The sequence below is a fragment of the Streptomyces sp. NPDC047085 genome (assembly GCF_040643735.1).
Lineage (GTDB): Bacteria > Actinomycetota > Actinomycetes > Streptomycetales > Streptomycetaceae > Streptomyces.
The window spans coordinates 840,974-854,313 of sequence record NZ_JBEYUW010000003.1 but is presented as its reverse complement, the minus strand read 5'-3'; the positions used below and the strand labels follow the sequence as shown (position 1 = coordinate 854,313).

Genomic DNA, 13,340 nt, shown 5'->3' with positions numbered 1-13,340 from the left:
GGTGGCGGTCGGTTGGTTGGGGTTCGCGCCGGGAGATTTCGCCCCCGCCGCCCCTACCCGTCCCATCGAGGGGACTCCGTCCCCTGTGACCCCTGTCGGGGGCTGCCGCCCCCGAAGCCCCGCTTCGGCCCTGAACGGGCCTCGTCCTCAAACGCCGGACGGGCTGTTGTTGCCGGCCCTCGTCAGAATGTGCCGAGTATGGGCCGGCCAGGCTGAACGTTCCAGTGGGGCGCCCGCGCTCGGACGGTGGACGGGCTGTTGTCGCACGGCCCTCGTCAGGATGTGCCGGGTATGGGCCAGCCAGGCTGAACGTTCCGGAGGATGCCCGCCCCCGGACGGCGGACGGGCTGCTGTCGCCGGCCCTCGTCAGTATCTGCCGGGTATGCGCCGACCAGGCCGATCGCTCCGGAGGGTACCCGCCCTCGGACGGCAGACGGGCTGCTGTCGCCGGCCCTCGTCAGCATCTGCCGGGTATGCGCCGACCAGGCCGATCGCTCCGGAGGGTACCCGCCCTCGGACGGCAGACGGGCTGCTGTCGCACGGCCCTCGTCAGAATGTGCCGAGTATGCGCCGGCCAGGCTGAACATTCCGAGGGGCGCCCGCCCTCGGACGGTGGACTACACCCTCCCCCACGTGTTCCGGTCCCGGGCCATCGCATGCAGCGCTTCCACGTCGCCCGGCTTCAGGGCGGTGCCCAGGCGGGACAGGGTGTCCAGGTCGGTGTGCTGGAGGATGCGGACGGAGCGGGGGGTGGCGGTGACGCGGAGGTCGGCGGGGCCGGCCAGGGCGAGGAGGGGGTGGACCTCGGCGGTGAGGGCGTAGGAGGCGCGGTCGGCCGTCGCGCGGAGGACGCGGAGGAGGGGCTCGGGGGCGTGGCGGGCCACGGTGACCATGGGGTCGGCGACGAGGACCCGCTGTTTGCGGGCGTAGAGCGCGTGTACGGCGTAGAGGCCGGCGGGGCCGATGAGCAGGTGGTGGATGCGGTCGCCGCCGGGGAGCGGGATGGAGTGCAGGGTGTGCCAGCCCGCGCCCTCCAGGCGGTCCAGGGCCTCGCCGACGGTCTGCTCGGCGACCAGGGCACGCCGGCGCGGGTGGGGGCGCAGGCGGGGACGGTGGAGGTGAGCGGGGGCGGGCTCGCGGTCCAGGGCTATGAGCAGGGCCTCACCGGGGCGGTTGGGGGCCAGGTCGTCGTCCGGGTGGAGGGTCAGCCGGGCCAGCTCGGCGGGTGTGGGCACCGGGGGCGGGCCCACGGTCACCGGGCCGGCCACGAAGGGCTTGAGGGCTTCCAGTACGTCGTCACGGCGGTCTTCGCCGATCAGATTGACCCGGCCCGTGTCCCGGTCGTACCAGGCGACACTGCTTCCGTCCGCCTCGCAGACGTACAGCCGTTCGTGACCGTGCCGCCAGGTCGGCACCACGCGCAGTCCGCTCATGCGCCATCACCCCTCGACCATGGGAACAGGGAGGGTGCTCCTGGGGCAAGAACCCGGTTACCGTGGACGTGACCCGGCGAGGGGAGTTGGGGAGGCGCCGTTGCGGACCCGCGAAGTTCAGCCCGACGTACCGGCTCCGTCCAGCCCGTGGAACGAGATCGTGCCCGGCCTGTGGATGGGTGGGCATGAGTTCCGGGGGCGTTCGGGGCGGCTGGAACTGGCTGTCGTAGGCGATGAGTTCGGTCTGGTGCAGACGCTGTTGCGGCTGCCGGGGTACGGGCCCCGCCCGGGGGTCGAGCATCATGTGTGGCCGATTCCGGACGGCCCGCTGGACGGCACGCAGCTCGCGGGCGTGATCCGGCTGGCACGGGCGGTGAACGAGGCGCTGGACGCCGGCCGCTCCGTCCTGGTCCGCTGCTACCACGGCTACAACCGCTCGGGGCTGGTCGTCGCGCACGCCTTGGTCCGCCGCGGCTGCTCCGCCGAGGAGGCGATCGAGCTGATCCGCGCCCGTCGCTCGCCGTGGGCGCTGCACAACCGGCTGTTCGTGGAGTACCTGCGCGCCGGGCTGCCCACCGCCCGGCTGCTGGAGGAGCTGGGGGAGCTCGCCGAGTAGGCGGGGAAGCGGAGAAGGAGAAGAAGCGCGCGTCACGTGTTCTCCCCGCACCCCCGTGGGGAGCAAAACGGACTTGCCTACGAATCTACGAATATGGTGTACGGGGCCGTCGTCACCCCCGAAACCCCAGGAGCCCCGAGCACCGTGTCAGCCCGTCGCCCCGTGCGCCCGGCGCGCCCTGCACGCCCGGCGTGCCTTGTGCGCCGTGCGCGCCCCGTGCGCCCCAAGCGCCCCGTGCGCCCCGCGCGCCCCGTGCGCGCCGTCCTCACCGCGGCCGTCGTCGCCCTGCTGTCGGCGGCGGCGGTGGCCTGCGGCGACTCGGGCGGTCTGGACGCGGCCGGGGCGACCCCGACGGCGGTCAGCCCGGAGAAGCTGTGGCCGAATCTGCGCCCCGCGTCCAGCCCGGCCTTCCCCTACGACGTGGCGGTCAGGGCGGTCGTCAAGGGGATCCGGGTGCCCGGCGACGACATCCGGAAGGTCGATCCGGTGGACGTCCTGGAGGCGGAGATCGCCGCGCATCCGGACGACTACGGGTCGAAGGGGGCGTACCACGCGACCGTGGACCGGGTGAAGGAGTGCCGTCCGGGCGGGGACCGGGCGCGCTGCCCGCTGCTGAAGGCCTACTACCGGGACCTGACCGGGGACGGCCGGGACGATCTGACGCTCGGCTTCCGGCTCTACCCGACCAACCAGACGGCGGTACGGGTGTTCACGGTCGAGAACCACAAGCTGGTCCAGGTGCTCGCCGACAACGACGCGATCACCGGGGTGGAGCTGGCCGGGCGTGCGGTGATCGTGCGCTCGCCTGCCGAGATTCCCGGGTACGAGTACCGCACCACCTGGGCCTGGGATCCCGAGCAGCGGTCGATGGTGTTCTCCCGGGACGAGTTCCTGCGCACCGGCAAGGGGCGGCACAGTCACACGCCGTCGCCGGGCGCGTCCGCCTCCCCGTCCGCCTTCGCCACGGACGGCACCCCCGAGGTGCCCCCGGAGATGCCGCCGGAGACGCCCCCGGCCGTCCCCACGGCCACCTCTCCCTCCACCGCTTCGTCCGGCTCCTCGTCCGCGAGCGCGCGATGAGGCTCGCGCTGCCCCAGTGGGCCGGGACGCTCGCCGTGAAGGCGGCCGCGTTCATCACGGTGATGTGCTGCGCGCTGGCCGCACTGCTCGGCGTCCTGGTGCATGTGTCGGTGACCAACCAGACCGTCGGCCAGGCCCGTGACCTGGCGCTGTCCCGGCTGAGCGACGCCACGGAGGCGTACGAGGCCGGGGACGCGCTGCTGCCCGGGGCCGGCCTGGACCCCGGGGGGCTGCCCGCGCCGCTCAGGGAGCTCGCCCTGTCCGGGAAGCGGGGCACGATGGTCTCCACGCACCAGGGTCGGCCGACCATGTGGGCTGCGGGCCCGGCCGACGGCCACCGGGCGCTCGCGGTGGAGGTCGACTACTCGCAGCAGGCCCGCACCATCGCCGGGCTCGACCGGTCCATCCTGTGGTCGTCCGCGCTGGCGATCGGGGCGACGGCGCTGGTCGGTGCGTTCGCGGTGACCCGGGTGACCCGGCGGATGCACGGCACCGCCCGGGTGGCCCGGCGGATCAGCGCGGGCGATCTGGACGCCCGGGTGAACGATCCTCGTACGAAGGATCCGACGCGGCCGCAGGACGAGGTGGCGACGGTGGCGGCCGCGCTGGACTCCATGGCGTCGAGCCTGCAGAGCAAGCTGCTGAGCGAGCAGCGGTTCACCGCGGACGTGGCCCATGAGCTGCGCACCCCGCTGACCGGGCTGCACGCGGCCGCCGAGCTGCTGCCGCCGGGACGGCCGACCGAGCTGGTCCGGGACCGGGTGGCGGCGCTGCGCACGCTCACCGAGGACCTGCTGGAGATCTCCCGCCTGGACACCGGCCGGGAGAGGCTGGAGGTGGACAGCGAGGAGCTGGGCGCGCTGGCCGAGCGGGTGGTGCGGGCGTCCGGGACGGACACCGAGGTGCGGGTCGTACGGGATGTCCGGGTGGAGACCGACCGGCGCCGGCTGGAGCGGGTGCTGGGGAATCTGGTGGCCAACGCGCACAAGCACGGGGCGCCTCCGGTGGTGCTGACCGTGGACGGGCCCGTGGTGACCGTGCGGGATCACGGGGGCGGGTATCCGGAGTACCTGGTGGCGCACGGGCCGCAGCGGTTCCGTACGGAGGGTGGGGCCAAGGGGCATGGGCTGGGGCTGACCATCGCGTCGGGGCAGGCGGAGGTGCTGGGGGCGCGGCTGTCCTTCGCGAACGCGGTGGATGAGGGCGCGGTCGCTGTGCTGACGTTGCCGGTGATTGCTGACGATGCCGGCGGTCACTGACCCTGCTGGTGGCTGCTGACCTTGCCGGTGGCTGCTGACCTCGCCGATGGCTGCTGCGCCCCTTCGGCCTACTGCGGCGAGCCCCTCCCGTCACACGCCCTTAATGTGGCGATTGGTCAGATCCGCCGCATTCCGGAGGTACCCCCATGTCCCTGCGCTCCGCCCTCCCCCGCGGTCTCGCCATGGCCGCAGCGACGGGCGCTCTGGTCTCGAGCGTGGCGGTTCTCCCGGCGATGGCCGCCGACGACAACGGTGGCGACGACGGCACCACGAGTGCCAGTCAGCCGGACGGTGGCGGGCCGGACAAGGGGCGCGGCGACAGAGGCGATCGCGATCCGCGCCGGTATCAGGGGGTCGTCACCGCTCATGGCGGTGTCTGGCTGCACGACCGGCCGGACCGGGGCAGCCGGCGGGTCCGGTTCGTGGCACAGGGCGAGACGGTCACCATCTACTGCAAGGCCGGCGGCGCGGGCGTGGACGGCAACCCGCGCTGGTACATGCTCACGGGCGACACCTGGGCGTGGGTCGCGGCGCGGTACATCGACAATGTCGGGCCCGCGCCACGCTGGTGCTGACATCCGGGCAAACGGCACACAACACGCCCCATTTGGGTAGGTTCCGGACATGACCAAGGCCGGAACCGTCGTGGCGGAGACGCGGACACCCGCTCGCGTCGTGCGCCTGCCCCGGCGCCGTGGCGTCGAACTCGCCCTGATCGTGCTGGCCGTCCTGCTGTGCGTGTACGGCTACTGCGCGGTGGGGCTGGCGCGCACCGGCACCGTGCCGCCGGGCGCGGTCGGTTACGGCGCCGGGCTCGGCGTGCTCGCCCTGGTCGCCCATCTCGCCGTACGCATCCGGGCGCCGTACGCCGATCCGCTCCCGCTGCCCATCGGCGTGCTGCTCAACGGCCTCGGTCTGGTCCTGATCTACCGGCTGGACCTGGAGACTCCGGGCGACCGGGCGGCTCCGGCCCAACTCGTGTGGTCCACGCTGGGGGTGGGGCTGTTCATCGCGGTCGTCCTGCTGCTGCGCGACCACCGGGTGCTGCAGCGGTACTCGTACGTGTGCGTGGTCGCCGCCCTCGTCCTCCTGCTGCTGCCGATCCTCTTCCCCGCGGTCAACGGCGCCCGGATCTGGATCCGGTTCGCCGGATTCTCCATCCAGCCGGGCGAGTTCGCGAAGGTGCTGCTCGCGGTGTTCTTCGCCGCGTACCTGGCCGACAACCGCAACGCGCTCGCGTACGCGGGGCGGCGGCTGTGGGGGCTGCGGTTGCCGACCGGGCGGGTGCTCGGACCGATCGTGACGGTCTGGCTGGTGAGCGTCGGGGTGCTGGTCCTGGAGCGGGACCTCGGCACCTCGCTGCTCTTCTTCGGCCTGTTCGTGGTCCTGTTGTACGTCGCCACCGGCCGCACCGGCTGGATCGCGATGGGGCTGGTGCTCGCGGTGCTCGGGGCGTTCGCCGTGGGCCGGCTGGAGCCGCATGTGAACGGCCGGATCGAGGACTGGCTGCACCCCTTCGCCACCATCGAGGCCGGGCAGGGCCCCAACCAGCTCGCGCAGTCCCTGTTCGCCTTCGCGGCGGGCGGTGTCCTCGGCACCGGGCTCGGGCTCGGCCACTCCACCCTCATCGGCTTCGCCACCAAGTCCGACTTCATCCTGGCGACCGCCGGGGAGGAGCTGGGCCTGGCGGGTCTCGCGGCGATCTTCCTGCTCTACGCGCTGCTCGTGGAGCGCGGCTACCGGGCGGGCCTCGCCCTGCGCGAGCCCTTCGGGCGGCTGCTCGCGGTCGGGCTCGCCTCGCTGGTGGCGCTGCAGGTGTTCGTGATCGCGGGCGGGGTGACCGGGCTGATCCCGCTGACCGGCATGGCGATGCCGTTCCTCGCGCAGGGCGGCTCCTCGGTCGTCACCAACTGGGCGATCGTGGCGCTGCTGATCCGGGTGAGCGACTCGGCGCGCAGCCAGTACGACGGGCAGGAGGCTCCGTGACCGCGTACGAGTACGCGTACGAGTACGAGCACGAGTACGACGCGCAGGAGGCGGCCCCGTGAGCGAGTACGGGAACGGGCGGCCCATGACGAAGTACATCCGGCACGCGTGGGCGTTCTGCGCGCTGCTACTCGTGGCCCTGCTGGTCAATGCGCTGCGGGTGCAGGTGGTCGAGGCCGGCTCGTACGACGCCAGCCCCGCCAACCGCCGTGCCACGATCGCCCGTTACCAGCAGCCGCGCGGCGACATCCTGGTCGGCGGCGAGCCGGTGACCGGGTCCACGGACACCGGCGAGCAGCTGCGCTACGAACGCACCTACCGGGACGGCCCGTTGTACGCGCCGGTCACCGGCTTCGCCTCGCAGCGGTACGGCTCCACGTTCCTGGAGGACGCGGAGGACGGGGTGCTCTCCGGCACCGATCCGATGCTGTCGCCGTTCCCGCTGTGGAACGACGTGTCCCGCACGCCGAGCCCGGGCGGCAACGTCCTCACCACCCTGAACCGGGCCGCGCAGGAGGCGGCGTACCGGGGGCTGGCCCGGCGCAAGGGGGCGGTGGCGGCGATCGAGCCGGGCACCGGCCGGATCCTCGCGCTGGTGTCGACCCCGTCGTACGACCCCGCCGAACTGTCCGGCAACAGCGAGGCGACGGCCTCGGCGTGGGCCCGGCTCAACCACGACCCGGAGAAGCCGATGCTCAACCGGGCGGTGCGGCAGACGTATCCGCCGGGGTCGACGTTCAAGGTGGTCACCGCGGCGGCGGCGCTGGACGCGGGGGTGGTCACGGACCTGGACGCGTCCACCGACTCCCCCGACCCCTACCGGCTGCCCGGCACCACGACCCGGCTGACCAACGAGGGCGACGGCTGCGACGACGCCTCGCTGCGGGAGGCCTTCACGTGGTCCTGCAACACGGTGTTCGCGAAGCTGGGCGTGGACGTCGGGGTGCGGGGGATGACGGAGACGGCCCAGGCGTTCGGTTTCAACGACACCGGGCTGCGCGTTCCCTTCGCGGTCTCCCCCAGCACCTTCGACACACAGGTGGACAAGGCGCAGCTGGCGCTGTCCTCGATCGGGCAGTACAACACCCGGGCCACTCCGCTGCAGATGGCGATGGTCGCGGCGGCCGTCGCCAACGACGGCCAGCTGCGGACGCCATATCTGGTGGAGGGGACCACCCGCCGGGGCGGCGAGGTGCTCACGGGCGGCCTTCCGCGTCCGGTTCTGCAGGTGATGCGTCCGACGACGGCCGTGCAGCTGAAGCGGCTGATGACCGACGTGGTGAAGGACGGCACCGGTACGAACGCGGCGATCCGCGGTGCCACGGTGGGCGGCAAGACGGGCACCGCCCAGCACGGTCTCGGCAACTCCGGTGTGCCGTACGCCTGGTTCGTGTCCTGGGCCCAGGCCGACGGCGATCTGGAGCCGAAGGTCGCCGTCGCCGTGGTGGTGGAGGACGCGGCGGCGGACCGGGGCGAGATCAGCGGCGGCGGGGACGCGGCGCCGATCGCCCGGGACGTGATGCGGGCCGTTCTCGGGTTGTGAGTTCTCGGTTTGTGAGACGAGGGGTACCGGACGCCGGTGCGGCCGACCTACGGTTCGGGCATGACCGAGAACCGGCCCGCGTACGAACTCGCCGAAGTGAACATCGCCCGCCTCAAGTTCCCTCTGGACTCACCCGAGTTGAAGGATTTCGTCGAAGCCCTGGATCCGGTGAACGCGATGGCGGACGCCGCCGACGGATTCGTGTGGCGACTGCAGAGCGACACCGGAAACGCGACCGACATCCCCGTCCTCGGCGACGAGTGGCTCGTCGTCAACATGTCGGTGTGGCGGGACATGAACGCGCTGACGGCGTTCATGTACCAGGGACAGCACCGGGAGTTGCTGGCCCGGCGCCGGGAGTGGTTCGAGCGGCTGGAGGAGGCGGTGACCACCCTGTGGTGGGTGCCGGCGGGCCACCGGCCGACCGTGGCCGAGGCGGAGGAGCGGCTGCTGCACCTGAGGGCGCACGGCGCGACGCCGTACGCCTTCACGCTGCGGACGTCCTTCCCCGCGCAGGAGGCGGCCGAGGTGGTCAGCCGATCGGCTTGAGCATCTCGGAGCGGACCTTGAGGGTGTGCCGGGCGGCGGTGTCGAGGTCCACGTCGGCGGAGTCGCCCGGCGGCAGGGCGAGTTCGCCGACGACGGCGGCCGTGTTGCCGTCCGCCCAGGCGCAGACCGGGTAGGTGATCGTCATCCCGGCCTTCGTCTGGGTGAGCACCTCGCAGCTGATGGTGGTGTCCGCACCGGGCGGGGTGACGTCCTTCGCGGGTTCGGCCACGGTCACGCCGTCGGCCTCCGTGGCGCCCTTGAGCATGTGGCTCCGGACGTCGTCCTTGTGCATGAACCTGCCGTACATGCCGGACACCAGCAGCATGCCCTTGGTGTCGTCGCCGCCCGGGCTGTAGCGGCCGACCAGGGAGTGTATGTCCTTGGCGTCCCAGGCGCCCTCGGCCTCCTCCTCGACCTTCTTCCCCTCGGTGGCGGAGAGGTCCTCGGCGAGGACGTACTTGTCGTCCAGCAGCTTGTGGGGCAGGGTCAGCCGGTTCTTCGCCTCGGGCAAGCCGCTCTCGACCAGCAGGCCGAGCAGCACCAGCCCGACGACGCCGAGCGTGACGACACCGCCGACGATGCCGAGCACCAGACCGATCCGCCGCTTCTTCGGCGGCGGCCCCATGGGCGGCACTCCCCAGGCGGGGTACGGCTGCTGCCCCGGATACGGCTGCTGCTGCGGGAAGGGCTGCTGCTGGGGGAACGGGGTGCCGTACGGGCCGGGGGCCTGCGCGGGCTGCGGGCCGTACGGGCCCGGGGCCTGCTGCCCGTAGGGACCGGGCGGCTGCTGGGCGTACGGGCCGTTGGGGTACGGCTGCTGGGGCTGCTGAGGCGGCGGAGGCATGGACACGCCAGCACGCTACTGCACCCGCACCCCGCACCGTCGGTCAGCCCTCGGCCGCCTCCCTCTCTCGCCAAGCCGCCCCCGAACCAGGTCAGCCCTCCGCCGCTCCCGAATCGATCGCCTCCCGGACCTCCGCCACCCGTTCCCGCTCCTCCTGGGCAAAGCGTTCCGCGTCCAACTGCTCGGCGATCTCCTCGTCCTGGGCCATCAGCAGGTCCAGGTTGGAGTCGCCCAGTTCGAAGACGCCCATGTCGGCGTAGGCCTGCTGAAGGCGCTTGCCCCACAGGCCGATGTCCTTGACGCAGGGGACGATGCGGCTGAAGAGCAGCTTGCGGAAGAGCTGGAGGAACTCGGAGCGCTCGCTGAGCTGTTCCGCCTCGGCCTTGGGGATGCCGAAGTTCTCCAGGACCTCCACCCCGCGCAGCCGGTCGCGCATGAGGTAGCAGCCCTCGATGACGAACTCCTCGCGCTCGCGCAGTTCGGCGTCGGTGAGCTGCTTGTAGTAGTCGCGCAGCGCCATGCGCCCGAAGGCCACGTGCCGGGCCTCGTCCTGCATGACGTAGGCCAGGATCTGCTTGGGCAGCGGCTTGTCGGTGGTGTCCCGGATCATGCCGAACGCGGCCAGCGCGAGGCCCTCGATCAGCACCTGCATGCCCAGGTACGGCATGTCCCAGCGGCTGTCGCGCAGGGTGTCGCCGAGCAGGGACTGGAGGTTGTCGTTGATCGGGTAGACCATCCCGATCTTCTCGTGCAGGAAGCGGGCGTAGATCTCGGCGTGCCGGGCCTCGTCCATCGTCTGGGTCGCGGAGTAGAACTTGGCGTCCAGGTCGGGGACGGACTCCACGATCCGGGCGGCGCAGATCATCGCGCCCTGCTCGCCGTGCAGGAACTGGCTGAATTGCCAGGAGGCGAAGTGCTGCCGCAGCTCCCCCTTGTCCCGGTCGGTCATCTTCGCCCAGTACGGCGTGCCGTACAGGGTCATGGCCTCGTCCGGGGTGCCGAGGGGGTCGTACGGATCGACCTCCAGCTCCCAGTCGATGCGCTTCTGCCCGTCCCACTGCTTGTCCTTGCCCTTCTGGTACAGGGCGAGCAGGCGGTCACGGCCGTCGTCGTACTCCCAGCTGAAGCGGGCCGAACCGGAGGCGGGCACCTGCCAGAGCGGGTCTCCTGGGTCCTTGGCGTACAGGTCGAAAGTCGGCATACCCCGCAGGCTCACACGTAGACGCGGAGTCAACAAGTCACGTGCAGGGGATTGACGCCCTTGCTGACAGCCAGTCTCATAAAAGGCGGACGACGTACCCCGGGTAACGAGGTGAGAGAGCGATGACGACCCTGACGGAAGCGGACGCGCTGGACGGGCTGCGCGACGCGCTCGGCCTGCTCAAGGACCGCGAGCAGGTGGCCGAGCGGCTGCTCGCCTCTTCCGCCAAACACTCCTTCGACCCGGACAAGGAGCTGGACTGGGACGCGCCCTTCGAGGAGGGCAAGTGGTTCTGGCCGCCGGAGCTGGTCTCGCTGTACGACACCCCGATGTGGAAGCGGATGAGCGAGGAGCAGCGGATCCTGCTCTCCCAGCACGAGGCGGCCGCGCTGGCCTCTCTCGGCATCTGGTTCGAGCTGATCCTGATACAGCTGCTCGTCCGGCACATCTACGACAAGGCGGCGACGAGCGCGCATGTGCGGTACGCGCTGACCGAGATCGAGGACGAGTGCCGGCACTCCAAGATGTTCGCCCGCGTGATCTCGCGCGGCGGAACCCCCTGGTACCCGGTGAGCCGGGTCCACCAGAACCTCGGCCGCCTGTTCAAGACCATCTCCACGACCCCCGGTTCCTTCACGGCCACGCTGCTCGGCGAGGAGGTGCTGGACTGGATGCAGCGGCTGACCTTCCCGGACGAGCGCGTCCAGCCGCTGATCCGCGGGGTCACGCGCATCCACGTGGTCGAGGAGGCCCGGCACGTGCGCTACGCCCGCGAGGAGCTGCGCCGCCAGATGGTCACGGCTCCCAAGTGGTCGCAGGAGTTCACCCGGGTCACGTCCGGCGAGTTCGCCCGGGTGTTCTCCATCGCCTTCATCAACCCCGAGGTGTACACCAACGTCGGCCTCGACAAGCGGGAGGCCATGGCCCAGGTCAAGGCCAGCGCGCACCGGCGCGAGGTCATGCAGACGGGCGCCAAGCGGCTGACTGACTTCCTTGACGAGATCGGCGTGCTGCGGGGCGTCGGCCGACGGCTGTGGAGGTCGTCGGGACTGCTGGCCTGAGCCCCCCGCCCAGTAGACCTGAGCCTCGCCCGGTAGAAGACCGAGCCCCGTTCGCTACCGGTAGATCACAATGAGGGAGGCCAGGAGCAGCGCGGTCGCGGCGGACAGGCCCAGGATCCGGTAGGGGCGCCATACCGCCAGGGCCGGCGCGGCGGCCCACACCGCTCCGGCGACGGTGGCCGGCCAGAAACCGGCCGCCGACTCCGTGGCGGACAGCGGGAACGGTGCCAGCAGGAGCGTCGGCGGGATCACGGCCAACCGGGGGCGGATGTCCAGCAGCCGGTACCCCACGACGAGTACGACGAGCGCGATGGCGAACGCGGCGGCGATCGAGACGGCCGGCCACGGCGTCATGCAGAAGTCCGGCGCGTCGGCGCAGGTGCGGGCGTCGTGGCGGTGCCCCGCGTCCACCAGCCCGAGCGACACGTATGAGAGAGCGGCACCGAGTCCGGCGGCGCCCAGGACCCGCGCGGCCAGTCCCCCACCGGCAGGCGCGCCACGCTCGTCGTGGTGCTGCGCGGAAGTAGCGTTCATGACAGCATCGTTGCCGTTCGTGGCGGCCGGGGCCTGAGTACGCGTACTCAGGCGGGCCGCCGGTCACGGCGGAACAGGCGCATCCGGTGCGCCTTCGGCCCGGCCCCGCGGGGCAGCCGCGCCTCCGCGGCCCGACGGCGATTAGGCTGCCGGTCATGACCCCGGCCCCCACTCCCGCCTACCGTCGACTGAGCGTCGAGGAGCGGCGAAGTCAGCTGCTCACCACCGCCCTGTCGCTCTTCGCGCACCGCGCCCCGGAGGACGTGTCGCTGGACGACGTGGCGGAGGCGGCCGGGGTGTCGCGGCCACTGGTGTACCGCTACTTCCCCGGCGGCAAGCAGCAGCTGTACGAGGCCGCGCTCGGGTCGGCCGCCGAGGCGCTCCAGCAGTGCTTCGACGAGCCCCGCGTGGGGCCCCCGCTGCCCCGGCTGTCCCGGGCGCTGGACCGGTATCTGGCCTTCGTGGACGAGCACGACACCGGGTTCAGCGCGCTGCTCCAGGGCGGCAGCGTGGTGGAGACCTCGCGGACCACGGCCATCGTGGACGGGGTGCGCCGGGCCGCCGCCGAGCACATCTACAGCCACCTCGGCATCGCCGAGCCGGGTCCGCGGCTGCGCATGACCGTCCGGATGTGGATCACGGCGGTGGAGGCGGCCTCCCTGATCTGGCTCGACGAGGGCAAGCAGCCGCCGGCGGGCGAACTGCGCGACTGGCTGGTCGAGCAGTTCCTGGCGCTCCTCACGGTGACCGCCGCCCGCGACCCGCAGACGGCCGGCCTCGTCGGCACGCTGGCCGAGGCAGGCTGAGACTGAATCCGTGAAGAGCGAGAACACCCCCTTCGAGGGCGGCCCCATGGACGGGCGGGTGCTGCCGGTGCTGGTCGGTCCGACCGGCCACCCCCCGAAGACGTACCGCATCCCCGTACCGGACGCCGCCGGCGGCCCGCCCACCGTGCTCGTCTACCGCCGCGTGCCGCGCGGGCACAGCAAGCGGCTGGGGCTGGTGAAGGGATGGAAGTACCAGTACGACCCCGAGGGCGAGCGGCCGGGCGACCGGCTCCGCTGGCCGTGGTCCAAGCCGGCCACCCGGCCCGGGACCGGCCCGGACGACGCGCCGTCCGGCAAGCCGGATGACGCGACCGGGTGAGATCGTTGCGCCGAACCGCGTACACCTGGCGGACATATCACCCGACACGGCTGATTATCACCGTGCGGTAGCGGGCGGAGGGTCCGCC

14 protein-coding genes are annotated in these 13,340 nt (G+C 72.0%); 10 read left to right on the top strand and 4 right to left on the bottom strand.

The window, feature by feature from the left end; all coding sequences use genetic code 11:
* Window positions 1–617: 617 nt before the first annotated feature.
* Window positions 618–1,433: a nuclease-related domain-containing protein gene (locus ABZ865_RS14920; protein ID WP_361229308.1), complete on the bottom strand. Its 816-nt coding sequence runs from the start codon at window positions 1,431–1,433 to the stop codon at window positions 618–620.
* Window positions 1,434–1,533: 100 nt separating this feature from the next.
* Here ABZ865_RS14920 and ABZ865_RS14915 point away from each other — a divergent pair, with 100 nt between their 5' ends.
* From ABZ865_RS14915 to ABZ865_RS14885, 7 genes are all read left to right on the top strand, one after another.
* Window positions 1,534–2,049, top strand: a complete 516-nt coding sequence (locus ABZ865_RS14915; RefSeq protein ID WP_361229305.1) for a dual specificity protein phosphatase family protein — start codon at window positions 1,534–1,536, stop codon at window positions 2,047–2,049.
* A 285-nt stretch (window positions 2,050–2,334) separates the two neighbouring features.
* On the top strand, window positions 2,335–3,129 hold the full coding sequence (locus tag ABZ865_RS14910) for a hypothetical protein (protein WP_361229736.1): 795 nt from the start codon (window positions 2,335–2,337) through the stop codon (window positions 3,127–3,129).
* Window positions 3,126–4,388 (top strand): HAMP domain-containing sensor histidine kinase, encoded by a 1,263-nt coding sequence (locus tag ABZ865_RS14905; RefSeq protein WP_361229302.1) that lies wholly within the window; start codon window positions 3,126–3,128, stop codon window positions 4,386–4,388. Before ABZ865_RS14910 ends, ABZ865_RS14905 begins: the two co-directional genes overlap by 4 nt.
* Before the next feature lie 146 nt (window positions 4,389–4,534).
* On the top strand, window positions 4,535–4,963 hold the full coding sequence (locus ABZ865_RS14900; RefSeq protein WP_361229299.1) for an SH3 domain-containing protein: 429 nt from the start codon (window positions 4,535–4,537) through the stop codon (window positions 4,961–4,963).
* 49 nt (window positions 4,964–5,012) lie between these two features.
* Window positions 5,013–6,374 carry an FtsW/RodA/SpoVE family cell cycle protein gene (locus ABZ865_RS14895; protein WP_361229296.1) on the top strand — a complete coding sequence of 454 codons (1,362 nt, stop codon included), beginning with the start codon at window positions 5,013–5,015 and terminating at the stop codon, window positions 6,372–6,374.
* Window positions 6,375–6,459: 85 nt separating this feature from the next.
* Window positions 6,460–7,917, top strand: coding sequence for a penicillin-binding transpeptidase domain-containing protein (locus tag ABZ865_RS14890; protein ID WP_361229733.1), 1,458 nt, complete (start codon window positions 6,460–6,462; stop codon window positions 7,915–7,917).
* 60 nt (window positions 7,918–7,977) lie between these two features.
* Complete coding sequence (locus ABZ865_RS14885) at window positions 7,978–8,466, top strand: DUF3291 domain-containing protein (RefSeq protein WP_361229293.1); 489 nt, start codon at window positions 7,978–7,980, stop codon at window positions 8,464–8,466.
* On the opposite strand, the gene ABZ865_RS14880 is transcribed toward ABZ865_RS14885, so the two are convergent.
* The gene (locus ABZ865_RS14880) at window positions 8,450–9,310 is read right to left on the bottom strand and encodes a hypothetical protein (protein ID WP_361229730.1); all 861 of its coding nucleotides are present in this window, start codon (window positions 9,308–9,310) and stop codon (window positions 8,450–8,452) included. The genes ABZ865_RS14885 and ABZ865_RS14880 overlap by 17 nt on opposite strands.
* 91 nt (window positions 9,311–9,401) lie before the next feature.
* On the bottom strand, window positions 9,402–10,511 hold the full coding sequence (locus ABZ865_RS14875; protein WP_361229290.1) for a ferritin-like domain-containing protein: 1,110 nt from the start codon (window positions 10,509–10,511) through the stop codon (window positions 9,402–9,404).
* Between the two features lie 122 nt (window positions 10,512–10,633).
* On the opposite strand from ABZ865_RS14875, the gene ABZ865_RS14870 reads away from it, so the two are divergent.
* Window positions 10,634–11,572 carry a diiron oxygenase gene (locus ABZ865_RS14870; RefSeq protein WP_361229287.1) on the top strand — a complete coding sequence of 313 codons (939 nt, stop codon included), beginning with the start codon at window positions 10,634–10,636 and terminating at the stop codon, window positions 11,570–11,572.
* 54 nt (window positions 11,573–11,626) lie between these two features.
* Here ABZ865_RS14870 and ABZ865_RS14865 read toward each other — a convergent pair whose 3' ends face one another.
* Window positions 11,627–12,106 carry a hypothetical protein gene (locus ABZ865_RS14865; protein WP_361229284.1) on the bottom strand — a complete coding sequence of 160 codons (480 nt, stop codon included), beginning with the start codon at window positions 12,104–12,106 and terminating at the stop codon, window positions 11,627–11,629.
* Window positions 12,107–12,261: 155 nt separating this feature from the next.
* Between ABZ865_RS14865 and ABZ865_RS14860 the strand changes: the two genes are divergently transcribed.
* Both ABZ865_RS14860 and ABZ865_RS14855 read left to right on the top strand, forming a co-directional pair.
* Complete coding sequence (locus ABZ865_RS14860; protein ID WP_361229281.1) at window positions 12,262–12,912, top strand: TetR/AcrR family transcriptional regulator; 651 nt, start codon at window positions 12,262–12,264, stop codon at window positions 12,910–12,912.
* Between the two features lie 10 nt (window positions 12,913–12,922).
* The gene (locus tag ABZ865_RS14855; protein WP_361229278.1) at window positions 12,923–13,252 is read left to right on the top strand and encodes a hypothetical protein; all 330 of its coding nucleotides are present in this window, start codon (window positions 12,923–12,925) and stop codon (window positions 13,250–13,252) included.
* Window positions 13,253–13,340: the final 88 nt, after the last annotated feature.